Origin of the sequence: Frateuria flava (assembly GCF_017837635.1) — a bacterium.
In the GTDB taxonomy this organism is placed as follows: Bacteria; Pseudomonadota; Gammaproteobacteria; order Xanthomonadales; family Rhodanobacteraceae; genus Frateuria_A; species Frateuria_A flava.
Genome location: NZ_JAGJRS010000021.1, coordinates 268,539 through 288,034, shown reverse-complemented (window position 1 = coordinate 288,034; position 19,496 = coordinate 268,539). Strand labels below are relative to the sequence as shown.

Here is a 19,496-nt window from a genome sequence, read left to right as displayed (position 1 = left end):
CTCTTATCGAGGATGGGGGAGAGGGCTGGGGTGAGGGGCCGCTCTAGCGGCGGCCTTACATCAGAGCCTGCTCTTATGAGCTTCCCCGCGAGCCCCGCGCCCTCACCCCAACCCTCTCCCCGGAGGGGAGAGGGAGCCAGGAGCGCGCTCCGCATCCTGGCTGTGGCGATGGCCGCTTTGCTGGCCGGTTGCATCAACGTCGGCCCGGACTACCGCCAGCCGTCCGAAAAGCCGGTGACACTGCAGGGCGTGGACACCACGCGCCAGTCGAACGCCGACTTCCAGGTCGACTGGTGGAAGCAGTTCAACGACCCGACCCTCGACACCCTGATCAGCCGCGCCGCAAAGAACGCCCCGGACCTGAAGATCGCCATCGCCCATCTGAGGGAAGCCCGCGCCCTGCTCGGCACCGCGCGCTCCGAGCAATGGCCGGACATCGAAACCGCCGCCAGCTACACGCGCCGCCGCGGCCAGACGCCCGGTGTCAGCGAGCAGCGCACCACCACGACCACCTACCAGGCCGGCTTTGACGCCAGCTGGGAGCTGGACCTGTTCGGCGGCGTGCGTCGCCAGGTCGAAGCCGCGCGTGCTGACAGCGAGGCCGCGGCCGCCTCACTGCAGGACGCCCAGGTCACGCTGTTCGCCGAAGTCGCGCGCAACTACTTCGACCTGCGTGGTACCCAGCTGCGCGTGGAAGTGGCGCAGCGCGACATCGCCAACCAGCGCGAGGCGCTGGAGCTGATCGAAAGCCGCGCCGCGCTCGGCACCGGTTCCGAGCAGGACGTGGCCAGCGCCCGCGCACGCCTGGCCGGCGTCGAGGCGACGCTGCCGGTGCTCACCTCGCGGGCGCAGGCGGACCGCTTCCGGCTGGCCGTGCTGCTGGGCGAGCGTCCCGGCGGCCTGGACATCGACCTCTCGAGCGCGCACTTCACGCCGATCGACACCACCCTGCCGATTGGCAACGCGGACGACGTGCTCAGGCGCCGCCCGGACATCCGCATGGCCGAACGCGAGTTGGCCGCCGCCAACGCCCGCATCGGCGTGGCCAAGGCGGACTGGTTTCCGCACATCCGGCTGGGCGGGTTCCTCGGCTTCCTGGCGGGCCGCAGCAACGACTTCGGCAGCCCATCGACGCGCGCCTGGTCGATCGCGCCCAGCCTCAGCTGGTCCGGCCTCAACGTGCAGCGCGTGCGTTCCGGCGTGAAGGCCAGCGAGGCGCGTGCGGACGCGGCGCTGGCCACCTACCAGCGCACCGTGTTGCGCGCACTGGAAGACGTGGACAACGCACTGGTCGGCTACAACCAGCAGCGCGTGCGCGTGCAACACCTGTTCGAGCAGGCCGACCAGAGCGCGCGTGCCGCGAAGCTGGCAAAGATCCGCTACGACGCCGGCGCCATCGACTACCTCGAACTGCTCGACGCCCAGCGCACCCAGCTTGCCGCCGAGGACCAGCTCGCCGAGGCGGAGGCCGGCATCAACCTCCAGGCCATTGCGTTGTACAAGGCGCTCGGCGGCGGCTGGCAGGCGTGCGCCGACGCGCGTTGCACGGCGCTGGCCGCCACGCCCTGACGCAGCCCCATGACGGCGCACGCCATCAGAGGGCGTGCCGACCGATGCGCCCTTCGAGACCGCCCGCAACTTCACCGCGCGCGCCGTCCGAAACAGGTCTTCAGGCACTGTTGCGCGCCCCGGCGCGCTCGGCACACTGCCGCTTCCTGGCGCCGCACCACGCGATGCGCGAGCTTCCGTGGCACCCCTGCGGCGCCTTCCCCCACAAGGAAGGCTCGATGAACCCGCATCGCTTCGCCTGCGCCATGGCGCTCGCCCTGGCCTGCACCACCGCCACCGCCGCCGAACTGCTCGCTCCCGGCGTGATTTCCACCGGCCTGCAGGAGACCTCGGCGACGTTCTCGCCCGACGGCGGCACGGTCTACTTCATGCGCTCGGACTTCGGCGAGAAGGACGACACCATTCTGGTCTCGCATCGCCAGCACGGGCACTGGTCGACGCCCGAGGTGACCAGCTTCTCCGGCCAGTGGCACGACTCCGAACCGAGCGTCTCGCCCGATGGCAAACGCCTGTACTTCGTGTCCAACCGCCCGCCGCGGCCGGGCGCTGCGCCAGTGATGGCGCAGATGGCCGGGCACCCGTTCCCTGGGAAGAATCTGTGGTACGTCGAGCGCCAGGCCGATGGTCGCTGGGGTGAACCGGTGCACGTCGACGGCGCGCTCAACGACGGTGCGATGATCTACAACCCCTCCGTCGCGGCCAATGGCGACGTGTATTTTTCCGCGCATCGCCCCGATTCCGGCCGCGCGTACCAGATCTACGTCGCGCGCCAGACCGCGCATGGCCTGGCCCCGCCCGAGCGCGTCGAGCTGGGCGACCCCGCGCACAACCGCATGGACCCGGCCATCGATCCGGACCAACGCTTCATCCTGTTCGCCGGCGACGAGGGCGACGCACTGGGTCGCGCCGACATCTACATCGCCTTCCGCCAGCCGGATGGGCGCTGGGGCAAGCCCGAGCACCTGGCCGGCGAGGTCAACAGCGACAGCCTGGAAAATGCGCCGTCGCTGGGCCGCCGCTTCGGCGAGCTGTACGTGTCGAGCAACCGCGGGGAGGAAGTGCACTTTCCCAAGGCCCGCGACGACGCGCATTCGCTGCAGCAACGGCTGGAAAGTCCGCTCAACGGCTCGCGCAACGTGTGGCGTTTCGACATCGGCGCGGTGCTGAAGGCGCACGGCATCGCCCGCTGACGCTCCTTCACCGTGGCAGCCCGCTTGCGATGCACCTGGTTCCTTGCAGAAGAGCATCGCCCGCAAGCGGGTCCCGCAGAGGGCCGTTCGGCGCTAGCGCTGCACCATGACCGCGAACCAGCCCCAGCCACGTACGCGCTCGGTGATCAGCTTGGCGCTGGTGAGCATCGGCACCGCCAGCAGCGCGCCGGGTATACCCCACAACCAGCCCCACACCAGCAGCCAGATCAGGATCGCGATCGGCGACAGCCGCATGCGGTGGCCCTGGATCATCGGCGTGATCAGGTTGCCTTCGATCGCGGTGATGCCGGCGAAGGTGAGTGCCGGCAGCAGGGCCGGCCCGATGTCGTGGGCGTGGATCATGCCGACCAGACCCAGCACGATGGTGGTGGTGATCGCGCCGACGTAGGGGATGAAGTTGGCGGTCATCGCCACCACGCCCCACAGCAAAGGGTCGGGCATGTCGTACAGCCACAGCATCAGCGTGGTCAGCGCACCGAGGGTGGCGTTGATCGCCAGCGCGGTGAGCAGGTAGCGCGAGACCTCGATCTGGATACTGCGCACGATTTCGACCGCGTGCCGTTTGTAGGCGAAGCCGGGCGATATCTCCACCAGCCTTCGCAGCAGTGAGTCGCCGTAGACCAGGAAGAAGAACACCAGCAGCACCACGGTAAGCACCGCCGCCAGCACCTTGGGTGCGGTGGAGACCACATCCCAGGCCGATATCGCCATGGTCGAGGAGGGTGCCGGGGCGGTGCGCAGCGGGCCGCCGACCAGCGTCTGGGTCGCCCGGTTGGCCGCTTCCAGCGGCTTGGTGACGCTGCGCAGTTTGGGCACGAAGCTGCGGATCGCCGCCGGGGCGCCGTGGAACCAGCCCAGTGCCGGCTGCGCCAGCGCGCCGACACCGGCACCCAGCCCGGTCAGCAGCGCGATCACCAGCACGCTGGCGGTCAGCCAGCGTGGCAGGCGATGGCGGGCGCCGGCGGCCACGATCGGGTTGAGCGCCAGTCCGATGAAGGCGGCCAGCACCAGCGGGATCAGCAGCACGCGGGCGACCGTGACGGTGTACAGCAGCGCCAGCACCAGCAGCGCATTGAGCACCACCCGCACCGCCAGCAGGTGCCGGCGCAGGCTGCGCGCGAAGCGCAGCTGCGGGGAGCCGGCGACCGGCGGCGGCACGGTCGCCGCCGCGTCGACCGCAGCCGGCGCGACCACCGGATCGGGGGCGTTCATGCGTCCTCGGTGGCGCTCTGCGCGGCGGTGTGCGCGGCGAGGAAGCTGGCGCCGATGGTCGTCGCCTCGCTCAGCAGCGCACCGAACAGGTGGTTCATGCCAGGCAGGTGCAACGGCTTGGCGTGGGAGTGCCCGAGCAGGAAGCCTCCCGCCGCCGCGGTGCCCAGGATGACGAACGGATGGCGTTCGCCCCGCGCCAGCAGCGCCGAGGCAGGAAGCGTGACCGCGTGGCGCGCCTCGCGCACCCGTCGTTGCGCGGCGCGTACCCGCGCGCGTTCGCCGAAGATGCTCATGCCGCGTCCTCCCCTTCCACCCGGCGGCGGGCCCTGGCCCGCGTGTCGCGCATCATCGCACCCCATTCGGTGCGCGTGGCGGGAAGACTCATCCAGTGCATGCACCGGCGGAAGAAAACGATCGCCGCGAGCATGAACACCAGTTGCAGCACGGCCAGCGCCACCAGCGCCCAGAGCCAGGACGCGAACCACTTGGCCAGCAGCAGGCCGACCAGCGCCAGCAGGGTAAGGCCCAGCCCGACGCCGGCGACGGTGGCGGCCAGCCCGGCCAGCAACATCCACGAGAGCGCGCTGCGCGCGAGGCCGACTTCGGCCGAGAGCAGTTCCAGCTGGGCGCCGAACAGTTCCTTGATCGCGCGGCCCAGGCCGGTCAGTTCCGCGAGCACGCCCGGGGACGGCGCCGCGTCAGCGGCGCCGTCCCCGGTGGTGACATGTTCGGCCTCTGGCATCCCTGGCACTCGTCAGTGAAGGTGTCAGCGGCGCAGGATGCGGCCGAGCAGCCAGCCGGCGCCGACGGCCATGGCGAGTGACTGCATCGGCTTCTCGCGCACGTACTCGCGCGCCTGCTCCATCCACAGTTCGGCCTTGTCCATCGTCTCGTCGCGCATCTGGCGACCGCGCTCGCTTAGGTCCGCCGCCTTGTCGCTGGCCCGGTGAGCGGCACCGGCGGTCTTGTCGGCGGCACGGTGCACGCCCGCCTCGACCTTGTCGGCGGTGTGGTTGACCGCCTGCTTGGTGCGCTCGACCGCATCGGAGGTAGCTTGCTTGACGCGCTCGGCGCCCTGGTCGATGCGGGTGTGCGTCTTCGAGATTCCCGCGTCTGCCAGCGCACCATCGCTGGCGTCGGCGGCCATCGAGGGATTCGGCACGGCCGGATTGTGACCGGGGTCGCGCGGGGTGGACGAGCTCTGGATCGGGTTCATGGCGTTCTCCCGGAGGGTGGTGATGGCCGCCGCTTTAGCTGGCGCGGCGGAAGAAGGCGATGATCGCCAGGATCAGGAAGATGACGAACAGGATTTTAGCGATGCCTGCGGCCGCGCCGGCGATGCCGCCGAAACCGAGGATCGCAGCGATGATCGCGATGACCAGAAAGACGATGGCGTAATGCAGCATGACGGCTTCCTCATGGGTTGAGAGACGATCCCCTTCCTGGGCCGGCCTGCAAGGCCCGATGGGTCTCATTCATCCACAGGGGTCGCCATCTGCACGTGAAGAGGCGCGTGCCAGTGCGTCCTCCGTTCACTTCGCGTCCGGGTTGATGGCGTAAGTGCCGGTCAGGGCGGCGCTGGCCAGCACGTGGCCTTTCATCGCCTGCTGCAGTTGCTCGCGGTTGAATCCAGGGGACAGCCCCAGGCTGGAAACGTCCAGCGCGTGCAGTTCGAAACGGTAGCGGTGCACGCGCGCGTCGTTCCAGGGCGGGCACGGGCCGTCGTAGCCGAGGTAGGTGCCAGCCATGTCGGGGTCGGCGGCGAACCATCCGCTGTAGTCGTTCTCGCCCTGGTGGCTGCCGGCCGGCCCGGTCGGCGCGCGCTTGCCGTGGGCTGTGACGCCGTCGCTGCACGAACCGTTGCCGAATTCGCCGCATTCGGCCGGAATGTCGGCGATCAGCCAGTGCACGAAGTCGGTGCGGGGCAGGTCGGCGCTGACCGTGCGGCCTTGCTTGTTGACGTCGTCGCCGCGGCTGGGCGCGTCGCCATCGACGCAGGTCAGCACGAACGAGCGCGTGCGCGGCGGGGCATCGCGCCAGGCCAGGTGCGGGTTGCGGTTGTCGGACAGCGCGATCGGATCGCCCGGCTTGCCGAAGGCGCACTCGCGCGGGATCGGCTGGCCGTCCTGGAAGTCGTTGCTGCGTAGTTGCATCGGGTGGTCCTCCTCAGGTTGCGGGAAGTCGGCTCCCTCTCCCCTCCGGGGAAAGGGTTGGAGTGAGGGGAGCCCTAGCGGCCAAGTCCCGCACAGGCGACTCCAACTGCCTGACACGAGGAGGCTTCCCCCGCGAGCCCCGGGCCCTCACCCCGCCCCTCTCCGGTCATCTATCAAACGGGGGGAGAGGGAGAAAAGCTTCAGCGCTTGTACGTCACGCGATACACCGCGCCGGCCGTGTCATCGCTCACCAGCAGGCTGCCATCGGGCAACGGCTGCACGTCCACCGGTCGGCCCCAGGCCTGCTCGTCCTGCTCGAAGCCGGTGATGAAGGGCTCGTAGGAGGCGACTTTGGCCCCGTCCAGCCGCACCACCATCACGCGGTAGCCGGACTTCGTCGTGCGGTTCCACGAGCCGTGTTCGGCGATGAAGAGCGCGCCCCGGTAGCGCGCCGGGAACTGCTTGCCGGTATAGAAGCGCAGCCCCAGCGAGGCGACGTGGGGCCCCAGCTTGAGCACCGGCGGCGCGTAGTCCTTGCACGGGTGGCCCTTGCCGAACTCCGGATCGGCGATGTCGCCCTGGTGGCAGTACGGGTAGCCGAAATGCTGGCCGACGTGGTCGAGCCGATTGAGCTCGTCGCTGGGCACGTCGTCGCCGAGCATGTCGCGGCCGTTGTCGGTGAACCACAGCTTGCCGGTCGAGGGCCGCCAGTCGAAGCCGACCGTGTTGCGGATGCCGTAGGCGACGTCGGTCAGGTCGGTGCCGTCGGGGTTCATGCGTGTCAGCTTGGCGTAAGCCTTGTCCTTGTCGCACAGGTTGCACGGCGCGCCGATCGGCACGTACAGCTTGCCGTCGGGGCCGAAGGCGATGAACTTCCAGCCGTGGTGCGTCTCGGTGGGGAACTTGCCGTAGACCAGCTCGGGTTTAGGCGGATCGTCCAGGTGGTTCTCGATGTCGCGCAGCACCAGGATGCGGCTGACCGCCGAGACGTACAGGTCGCCCTGGTGGAAGGCCACGCCAACCGGCAGCTGCAGCCCGCTGGCGACCACGCGCACCTTCTCCGCACGGCCGTCGTGGTCGGCGTCGGTCAGCGCGTAGACCTTGCCGGCATCCATCGAACCGACGAACACGGTGCCCCTGGCGCCCACCGCCAGTTCGCGCGCCTGCGGGACCTGGTCGGAGTAGACGGCGACATGGAAGCCCTTGGGCAGGACCAGCCGGTCGAGCGCGGGAGCCGCCCAGGCGGGTGCGACGGACAGGGCCAGCAGCAGCACGAGCAGCAGACGCATGACGGCTCTCCTTGGCAGCGGAAGAGCCAGCGTAACGCCGGTGCCGTGAAGCGGGAAAGGATGGGCTGGCCGGGTGGGTGCCGGCCGTCGCCCCTGCTACCGTAGCGGCCTCACAAGGGGGATGCATGAGCGAACTGGACGACCTGGCCACCCTGGTCCGCGCGGCCACGCCGTTGCTGGTGATCGAGACGGTGGACGAGCAACGCGTGATCGAGTGCTTTCGCCACGTCATCGCGCAGTCGTTGCGGCCGCTGTGGCGCTGGACGCTCACCGACGGACTGCGCCGGCTGGACTTCGCCCAGCCGGCCGGCCAGGAGATCGCGTCGGATGCCGATGCGACGCTGGCTGCGATCCGCGCCGCCGAGGAGCGTGGCGTCTACCTGCTGTTCGATTTCCATCCGCTGCTGGGCTATGCGATGAGCCTGCGCCAGTTGCGCGAGATCGTGCAGCGCCAGCGCAGCGCCGCGCATACCCTCGTGCTGGTCGGCGCCCGGATCGAACTGCCGCCGGCGCTGGAAGCGCTGGCCCTGCGCGTGCCGCTGGCACTGCCGGACATCAAGGAGCTGGCCGGGATCCTGCGTGGCGAAGCGGCGGCGTGGCAGCGCGAACAGGGCCGCCGGCTGGAGGTCGACAGCGATGCCGCACGCACGCTGGTACGCAACCTGGTCGGCCTGTCCGGACCGGACGCGCGACGGATCGTGCGCAAGCTGATCTACAACGACGGCGCGCTGGGCGCCGCCGACCTGCCCGACCTGATGCGCTCGAAGTTCGACCTGCTCAACCGCTCCGGCCTGCTGCACTACGAGTACGCCACCGCGAGCTTCGCTGACGTCGCCGGCGTGGCGCGGCTCAACGCCTGGATCGAGCGCCGCCGCGCGGTGTTCCTCGATCCGCAGCCGGCGCTCGATCCGCCCAGGGGCGTGCTGTTGTTGGGCGTGCAGGGCTGCGGCAAGAGCCTGGCAGCCAAGGCCACCGCCGGCGGCTTCGGCGTGCCGCTGGTGCGGCTGGATTTCGGCACGCTGTACGACAAGTACCAGGGCGAAACGGAGAAGAACCTGCGCGAGGCGCTGGCCAGCGTGGAACTGCTCGCGCCCTGCGTGCTGTGGATCGACGAGATCGAGAAAGGTCTGGCCAGCGGCGGCGGCGAGGACGGCGGCGTGTCGCGCCGCGTGCTCGGCTACCTGCTCACCTGGATGGCCGAGCGCAAGGCCAAGGTGTTCGTGGTCGCCACCGCCAACGCGGTCGACCAGTTGCCGGCGGAGTTGCTGCGCAAGGGCCGCTTCGACGAGATCTTCTTCGTCGACCTGCCCTCGCCCGCGGCACGCGCGGCGGTATTCGGGCTGCACCTGAAGCGGCGCAAGCTGGACCCGGCGGCGTTCGACCTGCCGGCCCTCGCCACCGCGAGCGAAGGCTTCTCCGGCGCCGAGATCGAGCAGGCCATCGTCAGTGCGCTGTACGACACCGCCGGCAGCGGCGTGCCGCCGGACCAGGCCGCACTGTGCCGCGCGCTGGAGCAGACGCGGCCGTTGTCGGTGCTGATGCGCGAGCAGGTGCAGACCTTGCGCGAGTGGGCGCGCACACGCTGCGTATCGGCCGACTGAGCGGCTGCGCCCACGCTCGCCTTCCCGCGCACTCAAGCCCTCACACCCCCCGCTCCTCGGCGGGGAGAAGCGCAAGGCCGCGCTGCAAATGTTGCAGCCGAGCGCAAATCTTGCGCCGTACCGATCCGGCAAACAGCCACAACCCGTGCCGCTGCCAAGGGCACGGTTCTTGCCGCTCTCGGAGACCCTCGCGGCCGGTGCTCCGTGCCGGTCGTCTCCCTCCGCAGACGACAAGGACCCCTCATGTTCGCTCACAACAAACGCCTGCAGTACACGGTGCGGGTTTCCGAATGCAATCCGGCACTCGCCAACCTCATGCTCGAACAATTCGGCGGCCCGCAGGGCGAGCTGGCCGCGGCGATGCGCTACTTCACCCAGGCGCTGGCCGAGGACGACCCCGGTCGCAAGGACATGCTGCTGGACATCGCCACCGAGGAACTGAGCCACCTGGAGGTCATCGGCACCATCGTGGGCATGCTCAACAAGGGTGGCAAGGGCAAGCTCGCCGAAGGCGCCGAGGAACAGGCGCAGATGTTCCGCGAGCTGCAGGGCGCCGGCAACGACTCGCACGTGACCCAGGTGCTCTACGGCGGCGGGCCGGCGCTGACCAACTCCGGCGGCCAGTTGTGGACGGCCGGGTACATCGATTCGATCGGTGAGCCCACCGCCGACCTGCGCTCGAACATCGCCGCCGAGGCGCGCGCCAAGATCATCTACGAGCGGCTGATCAACGTCACCGCCGATGCCGGCGTGCGCGAGGCGCTGGGTTTCCTGATGACCCGCGAGATCGCCCACCAGCAATCGTTCGAGAAGGCGCTCTACGCGATCGAGCCGAACTTCCCGCCGGGCAAGCTGCCGGGCAAGCCGGAGTTCGCCAACATGTACGTCAACACCTCGCAGGGGGAGGGCGACATGCGCGGGCCGTGGAACAGCGACGACAACTTCCAGTTCGTCAGCGACCGCGAAAAGATGCTGGCGATGGACGGCGGCAGCGGCCTGCCGGAGGTGGGCATGACCGACCAGCAGCGCTCGGTGCTGACGCAGATGGCCCAGCGCACGCGCTCCAATCCGTCGATCAACCCGGAGACCGGCGCCGACCTGGGCCGCAGTGGTGGCCAGCCGCAGGGCACCCGCCACTAACGCGCATCTCCGCAGGGCTTCCCCCATCCGCCCTTCGGGCACCTTCCCCCGCGCGCGGGGGAAGGCTCGTGGGTGAGCGTCCAGGCGCCTGCCTTGCCGCTTGACCGCTCTTGCATGAGCGTCGCGACCTGAACTGCAGGGCGGAGGGGCGCCCTGGCGCGGTGCTTCAACCGAACGCGGTATCGAGCAGCATCATCAGCACGAAGCCCACCATCAACCCGCCGGTGGCGAAATGCTCGTGTCCCTGCCGGTGCGATTCGGGAATGATCTCGTGGCTGACCACGAACAGCATCGCGCCGGCCGCGAAGCCCAGCCCCACCGGCAGCAGCATCGGGTAATCGATCACCACGCCGGCGCCGACCAGCGCGCCGACCGGCTCGATCAGGCCCGAGGCCATCCCTACCGACACCGCCCAGCGCCGCCCGTAGCCGGCGGCCATCAGCGCCATCGCCACCACCAGCCCCTCGGGCAGGTCCTGGATGGCGATGCCGGTGGCCAGCGCCACGCCGTGGGCCACGCCCGGCCCGAAGCCGACGCCGATCGCCAGGCCCTCGGGCAGGTTGTGCAGGCAGATGGCGAACACGAACAGCCAGGCACGCTTGAGCCGCAGTGACGGATGCCCCTCGGGTCCCTTGATGAAGTGCTCGTGCGGCAGCACGCGCTCGAGCAGCACCAGCGCGGCCGCCCCGATCAGGATCGCCACGCCGACCAGCGCGCCGGCCGTCCACGGCCCCTGCCCCTGCCGCTGGGCTTCGTGGATGCCCGGCAGCGCCAGCGAGAAGGCGCTGGCCGCCAGCATGACCCCCGCGCCGAAGCCGAACATGGTGTCCTGGGTCCGCTGGTCGATGTTCCTGGCGAACAGCGCCGGCACCGTGCCCAGTGCCGTGGCGAGGGCACCGGCGGCACCGCCCAGGGTGGCGGCGAGGATCGGCGTCATGCCCATGCGGGGCTCCTGCGCGTGGGCGGGTGCATCACGGGCATGCGGTCATCGGGCGGCGTGTCGGGTGGCCAGCATGACGCCGGACCGACCCTGGCGGCGTGAACGGTGGGCGTTGATCCTTCGCCCGGCGCCGCTCATGCTGATGTCCCCGCCCCGCGAGATAGACATGCGCACGCTGCCGCCCTTCCACCTCGCCTTCCCGGTCAGCTCGCTGGCGAACGCACGCGCCTTCTACGGCGGCCTGCTCGGCTGCCCGGAAGGGCGTTCCAGCGACGACTGGGTCGACTTCGACTTCCACGGCCACCAGATCGTCGCGCACCTGGCCCCGGACGAAGCGCGCGACGTGGCCGCGCACGACGTCGACGGCGACGCCGTGCCGGTGCGCCATTTCGGCCTGGTGCTGCCGATGGACGCCTGGCAGGCGTTGGCCGATCGCCTGCGCGCGGCCGACACCCGCTTCGTCGTCGAGCCGCACATCCGCTTCCGCGGCCAGCCGGGCGAACAGGCCACCATGTTCCTGCTCGATCCGTGCGGCAACGCGCTGGAGTTCAAGGCGTTCGCCGATCCCGCGCGGCTGTTCGCGCGCTAGCCTCGCGCCCGCTCTTCTACGGGGAGCGCGTCGTGATGGCGTTGAAGCGTGCGGCGATGTATTCGTCGGTGAAACTGACCATGTCGGCGCCGCGGATGAACCCGCAGTGGCCGCCATGGTCGGCGATGTCCAGTTCGATGTTCGACGGCAGCTCAAGCTGCTCGAACGCACCCACGGGGATGACCGGATCGTCGCGCGCGGTGAGGATGGTGGCCGGGATGTCCAGGCCGGCCAGCGCATCGCGCGCTACCGAATAGCCGTCCAGGTACGCCTCGAGCGATTCGAAGTCGGTGTGCCGCAGCACCAGCGACTCGGTCAGCCCGCGCAGGCTCTGCTTGAGCTCGGCGAGCTCGAAGTACTGCCGCTGCGGGAAGGCCTGTTGCTTGGCCTTCAGCGACTGCCGCCACTTGCGCATGAAGTACGCCTGGTAGAACCAGGGCGCGCTCTTCTCCAGCGAGAACAGGCCTTCGCCAGGGTCGATGATCGGGCACACGGCCAGCGCGTAGTCCAGCCCGATGCCCGCGTGCGGTGCACGCAACGCCGCGCGCAAGGCAAAGTTGCCGCCCAGCGAGAAACCGGCCAGCGCGGTGACCGGCCGTGGCCACCGGCGCACGATGTCGCGCAGCGAGTGCACCACCTCATCGATGCGGCAGGAGTGGAACAGCGCCTCGTTGAGGTGATGGCTAGCGCCGTGGTCGCGGAAGTTGAGCCGGAACACGTCCCAGCCGTCACGCAGCAGGCGGCTGCCAGTCTGCAGCACATAGGTGGAATCGACGCTGCCTTCCCAGCCGTGGAACAGCACCGCCAGCCCCCGCGAGGCGCCACCGGTGCGCTGCGCGGTGAACGCGCCGGTCAGGCGTACGCCCTCGCCGCCGTCGACCAGCACCGGTTCGGCGCCCTCGAGCACTTCGCGCGCGCTCGCGGGCAGCAGCAGCCGGCGCACGCCGCTGGAGGAGAGCATGGTCTGGAGATGGCCGCTGGTCAGCGGCCAGGGGGGACGGAAATCCTTTCCGCGCGGCAGCTCGCTCATGCGTGGGCATCTTCCAGTGCGACGCCTATGCGCTCGCGCGACAGCTCGGCCATGCGCCGGCGCGCATCGGGCATGGCCGGCACGGGGGCGAGAAAATGCACCTCGGCGTCCAGCGGCGCTTCGCCCAGCATGCGCAGCAGGTTGCCCATGAAGTTCTCCCCTTCGCGGAAGCCGGCATCGACCACCCGCTTGCCGTCGCGCGCGAAGCGCAGCGCCACCGGCTGCACCGGCACCTGCGCATCCAGCGCGGCCTGGAAGATGCGCGCGTGGAACACCTTCAGCACGCCGTTGTGGCCGGTGCCACCCTCGGGGAACACCGCTACCGAACGGCCGCCGCGCAGCCGCTCGACCATCGCCTGCATCACTGCCGCCAGCGAATGGTTGCTGCCGCGGCGGTGGAAGATCGTGCCGCCGGTCGCCGCCATCCAGCCAACCAGCGGCCAGCGCGCGATCTCGGCCTTGGCCACGAAGCAGGCGGCCCGCTGGCTGTGCAGCAGCTCGATGTCGATCCACGAGGTGTGGTTGGCGACGAACAGGACCGGATCGGGCAGCGGCTTGCCCACGCGCACCGAGCGCAGCCCGAAGATGCGCATCAGCATGGTCGACCACCAGCGGATCATGCGATGGGCGAACGGCTCGCGTCCGTCGACCATCACGCGGTGCCTGTTCCAGCTCAGGATCAGCGCGCACAACAGGATGCCCAGCAGCACGTGCAGCACCAGCAGCGGCACCCGCCACAGGTAGCGCACGGGACGCCAGGGATCGCGGGCGGGAGTCGGATCGGTATCCATGAGCCGGCTAGTTTAGCGTCAGTCGCCACTGGCCTGGCACACCCTGACGGTGTCCGCGCGCCGCCCGCAGCAGGGTGGGCTCGTCGCCGGCCCGGAACGGCGGAACAGGCGAGCTGATAAGGCCGCGCCAACGGGGACGTGCGCGAGATGGCTGCCGCCTGCGAACGGCCAGCGCGACGACGCCCTTGGGCTTCGGCCCGCTCTGCCGGTGGCGCGCGGTGGGCTGGCGCCCACCCTTACCCCGGGGTCAGCCTTCCAGATGGCCCAGCGGCAGGGAGGGCGAGCGCTTGACCGTGCGCAACACAAAGCTTGAATTGGCGTCGGCGACACCAGCGTCGTTGAGCAACCGGTCGAGCAGGAAGCGCGAGAAGTGGGGCAGATCCGCCACGTACACGTGCAGCAGGTAGTCCATGTCGCCGGTCAGCGCGTGACAGGCGACCACCTCTTCCCAGCCTTCGACCTTTTCCACGAAACGCTCGATCGCGCCGGCTTCGTGTCGCGCCAGTTGCACGCGCACGAACGCCTGCAGGCCCAGTCCGACCGCCTGGGGTTCGACCTGGGCGGCATAGCCGGTGATCACGCCGTCGGTCTCCAGCCGCTGCAGCCGGCGCAGGCAGGCCGAGGAGGACAGGCTTACGCGCTCGGCCAGTTCGGCGTTGGTGATGCGCCCTTCGCCCTGCAGCACGGCAAGCAGGCGCAGGTCGGTGCGATCGAGCTTGGGCATGGCCGGTTTCTCCGCGATTGTCGCTCTCTTCGCAAGGATATTGCGCGCTGTCACGGTCGATTCACAACAAACGCAACCTTCGTGCGGATCACGCAGCGTATTCTTGAGGGACGCAGGCGCATTGCGCCAGAAACTGCCGGAGTCGCCATGGAAACCGCCACGCCCCGCAAAGTCGAACACCAGCAGACCGATCGCGGCTACGTGCCGGTCTACGCCACCGGGGTGGTCGAGCAGCCCTGGTCGGGCTACAGCCGCACCGATCACGAGGTGTGGGACACGCTTTTCAAGCGCCAGTGCGAAATGCTGCCGGGGCGCGCCTGCCAGGAATTCCTCGACGGCGTGAAGAAGTTCGGCCTTGGCGCCGGCGGCATTCCGAAGTTTGCCGACATCAACACGGTGCTGGCCAAGGCCACCGGCTGGGAGCTGGTCGCCGTCGAAGGGCTGCTGCCGGACGAGGTGTTCTTCGACCACCTGGCCAACCGCCGCTTCCCGGTGAGCTGGTGGATCCGCAAGCCCGAGCAGCTGGATTACCTGTCCGAGCCGGACCTGTTCCATGACCTGTTCGGCCACGTGCCGCTGCTGCTCAACCCGGTGTTCGCCGACTATATGCAGGCCTACGGCCGCGGCGGCATGAAGGCGCACGCGATCGGCCCCGAGGCGCTGATGAACCTTACGCGCCTGTACTGGTACACGGTGGAGTTCGGCCTGATCGACACGCGCGACGGCATGCGCATCTACGGTGCCGGTATCGTCAGCTCCAAGGGCGAATCGATCTACAGCCTGGACGCGGACGCGCCCAACCGGATCGGTTTCGACCTCGCGCGCGTGATGAACACGCGCTACCGCATCGACACCTACCAGCAGACCTACTTCGTGATCGACAGCTTCGAGCAGTTGTTCGAGGCGACCACGCCGGACTTCACCCCGATCTACGCGCGCCTGCGTGACAAGACCCCGCACGCGGCCGCCGACGTGCTGGAGGAGACCGACCGCGTGTTCCACTACGGCAGCCACGAAGGTTTTGCCACCAACGCCGATACCTGACACCCTCGCGCGCCACCGCCATCCTTGCCCGCGGCGCAACGCCGGGCATCGCGGTCGCGCCCAAGGGCGCTCCTACAACAGGCCCCGCCTGGCCAGCCAGTCGCGCACGACGCCGGTCCACAACGCGTAACCGTCGGCGTTGAGGTGCAGTCCGTCGTCGTCGAACCAGCGCGGGTCGGCCTCGCCGTCGGCGCCGAGCATCGGCGCATGGATGTCCAGGTAGTCCACCGCGCGCGCCTGCGCGCAGGCGCGGATCAGCGCGTTGGCCTGGCGGATCTGCGGCAACTGCCGGCGCCGCGAGAGATTGGGCTTGATCGAGAGATAGGCGAACGGGGCCTCGACCGCCCAGCGCCTTGCCTGGGTGACGAACGCGGCGAAGGCGTCGCGCACCTGCGTGGGCGACTTGCCGTCGGCCAGGTCGTTGCCGCCGGCGTACATCACGATGGCGCGTGGCCGGTAAGGCCGGATCAGCTGCTCGGCGAAATACACGCTGTCGGCGATTTCCGAGCCACCGAAGCCACGGTTGATCGTGGGTACGTCCGGCAAGTCTGCTGCCAGCGTATGCCACAGGCGGATCGAGGAGCTGCCTACGAACAGCACCGCGTCGGCCGGCGCCGGATCGAGCCGGTCGATGGCGGCGAATGCAGCAATCTCGCTCTGCCATTCGACGAACTCGGCCGCTTCGCCGCCGGACGGAGAATTACGGGAATCGAACATGCCATTTCCGCGTGCGAACCACCTCCCGACCCTAAGCCGGCGGCGATCAACATCGCGTTGGCGGACTGGGCTTGCGCGCTAGGGGCGCTTGAGCTCGCTCACTTCAAGCACCTGCGCGATGCGCGTGCCGTCCCAGCGGTAGATGAAGTGCTGCGCCTGCACGCAGGGCGCCACCACGTCCGGGAAGAACGCCGCCACGCACTCGCCGCCCGCGTGCCGGGCGCTGTCATAGACGATACCGTCGGAGCCGGCCGCGCGTAATGTGCGCGCCAGCGCCACGCTGGCCGCGTAGTCGTCCGGATCGTGCACCGCCGGCCAGCCGCCGCGCAGGTCGTGCAGCTTGCAGTCGATGCTGGTGCGGTAGCAGCGCATCTCCACCTCGCACGCCGGCTCGTTGGTGGCGGCCAGGAAGCGCTCGCGGTGGTAGACGGTCTCCTCCACCGCCGTGGCCACGCTGTGCGCGGCATAGAACACGCCCCAGCTGCCGTCGGAAAAGCGGCTGCCCTCCGGATTGAGGTGGGTGAAGGCCGCCATTACCGGCGTGCTGCCCGGGCCGCTGATGCGCCGGTCGGCCGGCACCAGCTTCAGCGCGCCCGCTTCCTCGCGCAGGCGCGGGTTGGTCATCGCCTCGATCGCGAACAGCGCGTCCAGGTCGGCGGGGTCGGCGATGCGGTCGAACACGCCCACCGGCGGGAAGCGGCTGGGCACGATGCGGTACGCATGGCTCCAGCGGATGCGCTTGAGAGGCGCCAGGTCGGTAGACATCGTCGGCTCCGGATCGCTCCCGCCGGCGGCGGGTTGGAGAGGTTGTTCATGGGCTGCATCGGGCGCGTGGGCGGTCCCCTCCCAGGCTCCCCCCTGCCCGCTGGGGGAGGAGCCAAAGCATGGCAGCTTGAGGTCTCGCCGGGCGCGACCGAGGTCTCCGCATCGGTTCCCTTCCTGCGGGCCGGGTTCGCATCGCGTCTGGACCAATGCACCTGGCTTCCTGGAGGCTTCCGGGCACGGCAGGGTGGTGGGCTGAAGCCCACCCTACGGGGTAAACGGTGCACGGCAAGCCTCGCCACCGAGACGCGATACTTGCCAGGCCCTGCGCGCAGGCGGCGGTTGGGGGAAGGGTGTTCCCGGGCCTCAGCCGCGCTGGGCGTCCAGGTACTGGCGCACCACGTAAAGATCGCCCACGTTGCCCGAAAGCATCCGTTCGAGCGCCGAATGCCCGCCGAACAGCGCCGCCTGGTTCGGCTTGCGCAGCCAGGCGTCGGCCTGGGCCGGGTCGGGAAACAGGATCTGCAGCGATTTCCAGATGCCGAGCAGGTAGCTGATCCGTTCGATCACGTCGCGACCCGGGTTGCCGTCCTGGTCGCGCTTCCACTTGAAGAAGGTCGATTCGGCCGGTTCGCCGAGCAGGCGGCGCTGTTCGGCGATGCGCAGCTTCCACTGTTCGGCCAGGCGGAAGAAGGAACGCAGCGCGGGGCCGCCAAGCTCACCGGACGGAGCCTGTTCGGGGCGGGGATGGGCCAGCATGCGAAACTCTCCTTTTGGAGTTCGCGTTCAATTTACTCCCATTATGCAGTAGCCGCAAATCCTCAGCCCTCTGCGGGAGCGACACGTGTGGCGGGTTTCAGCCACCGCTCCGATACCGGGGAGAGCGGTGGCCGCCCACCCAACGGCTACTTGCAGTCGCAGCCGTAATCGGGCTCCGGGCCGCCCTCGGCGATGAACCGGTCGATCCGCTCTTCCAGCACCGGCAGCGGCACCGACCCCAGTTCCAGCACGGTGTCGTGGAAATGGCGCAAGTCGAACTTCGCACCCAGCGCGTGCTCAGCCTTGCCGCGCAACTGACGGATCTTCAGGTAACCCAGCTCGTAGGACAGCGCCTGCCCCGGCCAGCTGATGTAGCGATCCACCTCGTTGGCGATCTCGCGCGTGGACAGTGCGGTGTTCCGGGTCAGGTAGTCGATCGCCTGGCTCCGCGTCCAGCCCAGGTGATGGATGCCGGTGTCGACCACCAGCCGGCAGGCGCGCCACATCTGGTAGGTGAGGTAGCCGAAGCGCTGGTAGGGCGTCTTGTAGATGCCCATTTCGTTGCCCAGGTATTCCGAGTACAGGCCCCACCCCTCGCCGTAGGCGGAGATGTAGCCCTGCCGGCGGAACTCCGGCTGGCCCTTCTGCTCGGCAGCCAGTTCCAGCTGCAGCGCGTGGCCAGGGTAGGACTCGTGCAGGGTCAGCGCCGGCATGTTGAACAGCGGGCGCGAGGGCAGGTCGTAGGTGTTGACCAGGTAGGCATCCGCACCGCCGCGGCCGGAGGTGTAGTACGGCGCGATGTCGGCCGGCACCGGCACGATGGCGAAGCGCGCGCGCGGCAGGTGGCCGAAGAAGCGGCTCATCTGGCCGTCCACTTCCTTGGTCACCCAGGCGGTGCGCTGCAGCAGCTCCTCGGGCGTCCGGGCGTAGAACTGCGGATCGGTGCGCAGGAAATGCAGGAAGGCGGGGAAGTCGCCCTTGAAGCCGCTTTCCGTCATGGTCTGGAGCATCTGCGCGTGGATCTTCGCCACCTGCTCCAGGCCGATCTGGTGGATCGCATCGGGATCCAGGTCCAGCGTCGTGTATTCGCGGATCTGCTGGCGGTAGAACGCCTTGCCGTCCGGCAACGCCTCGGCCGCGAGCGTGGTGCGCGCCTGCGGCACGTAGGTCTGCCGGAAGAAGGTCAGCAGCGTGGCATAGGCCGGGACCACCTCATCGCGGATGCGCCGCAGCGCCTCGCCCTGCAGCGCCTGCGCCTGGTCGACCGGGATCGCGTCGGGCATCTGCTTGAACGGCGCGTAGAAGCTGCTCGCGGTGGGATCCTTCAGCTCCGCCACGGCGGCGATCGACGCGTCGCGGCCGTCCAGCACCGCGCGTGGCACCGAGAAGCCGCGCTTGAGGCCCAGCCGCATGTTGGCGATCTGCTGGTCGAAGTAGGCGGGAATCTGTGCCAGGCGGTCGAGGTAGCGACGGTAGTCGTCGGCGCTGCGCAAGTGGTCGGCGTCCAGCTCGTAGCCGATGTCGCTCCAGAAGGCCGAGTCGCTGTTGAACGGCATCTGCCAGGTCTTGAACCGCTGGTCGGCCAGGAGGTTGGCGATCTGCGCGTGGTAAATGGCGTAGTTGACCTGGTTGGCGGGCGAGAGCTGGCTTGCGTCGAGCGCATCGAGCTTCGCCAGCACCTGCTGCCATTGCTCCAGCCGCTGTTGCTGGCTGGCCGCGTCGACGTTGTCCAGCCGGCCGTTGTTCGGCTGCGGCTCGCCCGATGCGCTGATGTCGCCCTGCCCGGTGCGCCAGGCCCATTCGTGGGTGTAGATCGCCTGGAAGCGATCGTCGGCATCGTTGGCGTGCACGACCGGGGCGAGCAACAGGCCCGCGGCCAGCAGGCCGCCCAGCAGGTGGTTCATCGACAGGCTCCGTGTGTGGGGATGCGGGGATGATCGCAAAGAAGCGCGCCTGGTTGGCCCC

Annotated in this window: 21 protein-coding genes; 6 read left to right on the top strand and 15 right to left on the bottom strand. The window is 69.3% G+C overall.

The window, feature by feature from the left end:
* The first annotated feature begins 168 nt into the window (after nucleotides 1–168).
* On the top strand, nucleotides 169–1,569 hold the full coding sequence (locus J7I44_RS11755) for an efflux transporter outer membrane subunit (protein ID WP_209620820.1): 1,401 nt from the start codon (nucleotides 169–171) through the stop codon (nucleotides 1,567–1,569).
* Nucleotides 1,570–1,787: 218 nt separating this feature from the next.
* Nucleotides 1,788–2,759: a TolB-like translocation protein gene (locus J7I44_RS11750; RefSeq protein WP_209620816.1), complete on the top strand. Its 972-nt coding sequence runs from the start codon at nucleotides 1,788–1,790 to the stop codon at nucleotides 2,757–2,759.
* A gap of 93 nt (nucleotides 2,760–2,852) precedes the next feature.
* On the opposite strand, the gene J7I44_RS11745 is transcribed toward J7I44_RS11750, so the two are convergent.
* From J7I44_RS11745 to J7I44_RS11715, 7 genes are all read right to left on the bottom strand, one after another.
* A complete protein-coding gene (locus J7I44_RS11745; protein WP_209620811.1) occupies nucleotides 2,853–3,992 on the bottom strand; it encodes an AI-2E family transporter in 1,140 nt (379 codons plus the stop codon).
* Nucleotides 3,989–4,285: a hypothetical protein gene (locus J7I44_RS11740; RefSeq protein WP_209620809.1), complete on the bottom strand. Its 297-nt coding sequence runs from the start codon at nucleotides 4,283–4,285 to the stop codon at nucleotides 3,989–3,991. Before J7I44_RS11740 ends, J7I44_RS11745 begins: the two co-directional genes overlap by 4 nt.
* Nucleotides 4,282–4,734, bottom strand: coding sequence for a hypothetical protein (locus tag J7I44_RS11735; RefSeq protein ID WP_209620806.1), 453 nt, complete (start codon nucleotides 4,732–4,734; stop codon nucleotides 4,282–4,284). Before J7I44_RS11735 ends, J7I44_RS11740 begins: the two co-directional genes overlap by 4 nt.
* Nucleotides 4,735–4,758: 24 nt before the next feature.
* Entirely contained in the window at nucleotides 4,759–5,139 is a 381-nt protein-coding gene (locus J7I44_RS11730) for an ElaB/YgaM/YqjD family protein (RefSeq protein WP_245188135.1), read from the bottom strand.
* Between the two features lie 103 nt (nucleotides 5,140–5,242).
* The gene (locus tag J7I44_RS11725) at nucleotides 5,243–5,398 is read right to left on the bottom strand and encodes a DUF1328 domain-containing protein (protein ID WP_091335435.1); all 156 of its coding nucleotides are present in this window, start codon (nucleotides 5,396–5,398) and stop codon (nucleotides 5,243–5,245) included.
* A gap of 126 nt (nucleotides 5,399–5,524) precedes the next feature.
* Nucleotides 5,525–6,145: a YbhB/YbcL family Raf kinase inhibitor-like protein gene (locus tag J7I44_RS11720; protein WP_209620799.1), complete on the bottom strand. Its 621-nt coding sequence runs from the start codon at nucleotides 6,143–6,145 to the stop codon at nucleotides 5,525–5,527.
* 200 nt (nucleotides 6,146–6,345) lie between these two features.
* The gene (locus tag J7I44_RS11715) at nucleotides 6,346–7,434 is read right to left on the bottom strand and encodes a PQQ-dependent sugar dehydrogenase (protein WP_209620795.1); all 1,089 of its coding nucleotides are present in this window, start codon (nucleotides 7,432–7,434) and stop codon (nucleotides 6,346–6,348) included.
* Between the two features lie 125 nt (nucleotides 7,435–7,559).
* On the opposite strand from J7I44_RS11715, the gene J7I44_RS11710 reads away from it, so the two are divergent.
* Together J7I44_RS11710 and J7I44_RS11705 are read left to right on the top strand one after the other, a co-directional pair.
* Nucleotides 7,560–9,035: an AAA family ATPase gene (locus tag J7I44_RS11710; RefSeq protein WP_209620794.1), complete on the top strand. Its 1,476-nt coding sequence runs from the start codon at nucleotides 7,560–7,562 to the stop codon at nucleotides 9,033–9,035.
* Nucleotides 9,036–9,278: 243 nt separating this feature from the next.
* Entirely contained in the window at nucleotides 9,279–10,175 is an 897-nt protein-coding gene (locus J7I44_RS11705) for a manganese catalase family protein (RefSeq protein WP_209620792.1), read from the top strand.
* A 166-nt stretch (nucleotides 10,176–10,341) separates the two neighbouring features.
* On the opposite strand, the gene J7I44_RS11700 is transcribed toward J7I44_RS11705, so the two are convergent.
* Complete coding sequence (locus J7I44_RS11700) at nucleotides 10,342–11,118, bottom strand: ZIP family metal transporter (RefSeq protein WP_209620791.1); 777 nt, start codon at nucleotides 11,116–11,118, stop codon at nucleotides 10,342–10,344.
* Nucleotides 11,119–11,281: 163 nt separating this feature from the next.
* Between J7I44_RS11700 and J7I44_RS11695 the strand changes: the two genes are divergently transcribed.
* Nucleotides 11,282–11,704, top strand: coding sequence for a VOC family protein (locus J7I44_RS11695; RefSeq protein WP_209620789.1), 423 nt, complete (start codon nucleotides 11,282–11,284; stop codon nucleotides 11,702–11,704).
* Between the two features lie 16 nt (nucleotides 11,705–11,720).
* Here J7I44_RS11695 and J7I44_RS11690 read toward each other — a convergent pair whose 3' ends face one another.
* The 3 genes from J7I44_RS11690 to J7I44_RS11680 form a co-directional block, all read right to left on the bottom strand.
* Nucleotides 11,721–12,734, bottom strand: a complete 1,014-nt coding sequence (locus J7I44_RS11690) for a YheT family hydrolase (RefSeq protein ID WP_209620787.1) — start codon at nucleotides 12,732–12,734, stop codon at nucleotides 11,721–11,723.
* Nucleotides 12,731–13,525, bottom strand: coding sequence for a lysophospholipid acyltransferase family protein (locus J7I44_RS11685; RefSeq protein ID WP_209620785.1), 795 nt, complete (start codon nucleotides 13,523–13,525; stop codon nucleotides 12,731–12,733). Before J7I44_RS11685 ends, J7I44_RS11690 begins: the two co-directional genes overlap by 4 nt.
* A 247-nt stretch (nucleotides 13,526–13,772) precedes the next feature.
* A complete protein-coding gene (locus tag J7I44_RS11680) occupies nucleotides 13,773–14,249 on the bottom strand; it encodes an Lrp/AsnC family transcriptional regulator (protein ID WP_209620783.1) in 477 nt (158 codons plus the stop codon).
* 147 nt (nucleotides 14,250–14,396) lie between these two features.
* On the opposite strand from J7I44_RS11680, the gene phhA reads away from it, so the two are divergent.
* Entirely contained in the window at nucleotides 14,397–15,293 is an 897-nt protein-coding gene (gene phhA, locus J7I44_RS11675; protein ID WP_209620780.1) for a phenylalanine 4-monooxygenase, read from the top strand.
* Between the two features lie 72 nt (nucleotides 15,294–15,365).
* Here phhA and J7I44_RS11670 read toward each other — a convergent pair whose 3' ends face one another.
* The 4 genes from J7I44_RS11670 to J7I44_RS11655 form a co-directional block, all read right to left on the bottom strand.
* Complete coding sequence (locus J7I44_RS11670) at nucleotides 15,366–16,010, bottom strand: GDSL-type esterase/lipase family protein (RefSeq protein WP_209620777.1); 645 nt, start codon at nucleotides 16,008–16,010, stop codon at nucleotides 15,366–15,368.
* Nucleotides 16,011–16,088: 78 nt separating this feature from the next.
* Nucleotides 16,089–16,775, bottom strand: a complete 687-nt coding sequence (locus J7I44_RS11665) for an RES family NAD+ phosphorylase (RefSeq protein ID WP_209620774.1) — start codon at nucleotides 16,773–16,775, stop codon at nucleotides 16,089–16,091.
* A gap of 363 nt (nucleotides 16,776–17,138) precedes the next feature.
* Nucleotides 17,139–17,531 (bottom strand): MbcA/ParS/Xre antitoxin family protein, encoded by a 393-nt coding sequence (locus tag J7I44_RS11660; RefSeq protein ID WP_209620771.1) that lies wholly within the window; start codon nucleotides 17,529–17,531, stop codon nucleotides 17,139–17,141.
* A 146-nt stretch (nucleotides 17,532–17,677) separates the two neighbouring features.
* Complete coding sequence (locus J7I44_RS11655) at nucleotides 17,678–19,435, bottom strand: DUF885 domain-containing protein (protein ID WP_209620769.1); 1,758 nt, start codon at nucleotides 19,433–19,435, stop codon at nucleotides 17,678–17,680.
* Between the last annotated feature and the right edge of the window lie 61 nt (nucleotides 19,436–19,496).

What these genes read in the sequence shown, in the direction of transcription:
- J7I44_RS11730 (WP_245188135.1), bottom strand. Translation starts at nt 5,139, where the DNA reads ATGGCCGCCGACGCCAGCGATGGTGCGCTGGCAGACGCGGGAATCTCG.
- J7I44_RS11740 (WP_209620809.1), bottom strand. Translation starts at nt 4,285, where the DNA reads ATGAGCATCTTCGGCGAACGCGCGCGGGTACGCGCCGCGCAACGACGG.
- J7I44_RS11745 (WP_209620811.1), bottom strand. Translation starts at nt 3,992, where the DNA reads ATGAACGCCCCCGATCCGGTGGTCGCGCCGGCTGCGGTCGACGCGGCG.
- J7I44_RS11710 (WP_209620794.1), top strand. Translation starts at nt 7,560, where the DNA reads ATGAGCGAACTGGACGACCTGGCCACCCTGGTCCGCGCGGCCACGCCG.
- J7I44_RS11725 (WP_091335435.1), bottom strand. Translation starts at nt 5,398, where the DNA reads ATGCTGCATTACGCCATCGTCTTTCTGGTCATCGCGATCATCGCTGCG.
- J7I44_RS11700 (WP_209620791.1), bottom strand. Translation starts at nt 11,118, where the DNA reads ATGGGCATGACGCCGATCCTCGCCGCCACCCTGGGCGGTGCCGCCGGT.
- phhA (WP_209620780.1), top strand. Translation starts at nt 14,397, where the DNA reads ATGGAAACCGCCACGCCCCGCAAAGTCGAACACCAGCAGACCGATCGC.
- J7I44_RS11665 (WP_209620774.1), bottom strand. Translation starts at nt 16,775, where the DNA reads ATGTCTACCGACCTGGCGCCTCTCAAGCGCATCCGCTGGAGCCATGCG.
- J7I44_RS11655 (WP_209620769.1), bottom strand. Translation starts at nt 19,435, where the DNA reads ATGAACCACCTGCTGGGCGGCCTGCTGGCCGCGGGCCTGTTGCTCGCC.
- J7I44_RS11685 (WP_209620785.1), bottom strand. Translation starts at nt 13,525, where the DNA reads ATGGATACCGATCCGACTCCCGCCCGCGATCCCTGGCGTCCCGTGCGC.
- J7I44_RS11660 (WP_209620771.1), bottom strand. Translation starts at nt 17,531, where the DNA reads ATGCTGGCCCATCCCCGCCCCGAACAGGCTCCGTCCGGTGAGCTTGGC.
- J7I44_RS11705 (WP_209620792.1), top strand. Translation starts at nt 9,279, where the DNA reads ATGTTCGCTCACAACAAACGCCTGCAGTACACGGTGCGGGTTTCCGAA.
- J7I44_RS11670 (WP_209620777.1), bottom strand. Translation starts at nt 16,010, where the DNA reads ATGTTCGATTCCCGTAATTCTCCGTCCGGCGGCGAAGCGGCCGAGTTC.
- J7I44_RS11735 (WP_209620806.1), bottom strand. Translation starts at nt 4,734, where the DNA reads ATGCCAGAGGCCGAACATGTCACCACCGGGGACGGCGCCGCTGACGCG.
- J7I44_RS11755 (WP_209620820.1), top strand. Translation starts at nt 169, where the DNA reads ATGGCCGCTTTGCTGGCCGGTTGCATCAACGTCGGCCCGGACTACCGC.
- J7I44_RS11750 (WP_209620816.1), top strand. Translation starts at nt 1,788, where the DNA reads ATGAACCCGCATCGCTTCGCCTGCGCCATGGCGCTCGCCCTGGCCTGC.
- J7I44_RS11715 (WP_209620795.1), bottom strand. Translation starts at nt 7,434, where the DNA reads ATGCGTCTGCTGCTCGTGCTGCTGCTGGCCCTGTCCGTCGCACCCGCC.
- J7I44_RS11720 (WP_209620799.1), bottom strand. Translation starts at nt 6,145, where the DNA reads ATGCAACTACGCAGCAACGACTTCCAGGACGGCCAGCCGATCCCGCGC.
- J7I44_RS11690 (WP_209620787.1), bottom strand. Translation starts at nt 12,734, where the DNA reads ATGAGCGAGCTGCCGCGCGGAAAGGATTTCCGTCCCCCCTGGCCGCTG.
- J7I44_RS11695 (WP_209620789.1), top strand. Translation starts at nt 11,282, where the DNA reads ATGCGCACGCTGCCGCCCTTCCACCTCGCCTTCCCGGTCAGCTCGCTG.
- J7I44_RS11680 (WP_209620783.1), bottom strand. Translation starts at nt 14,249, where the DNA reads ATGCCCAAGCTCGATCGCACCGACCTGCGCCTGCTTGCCGTGCTGCAG.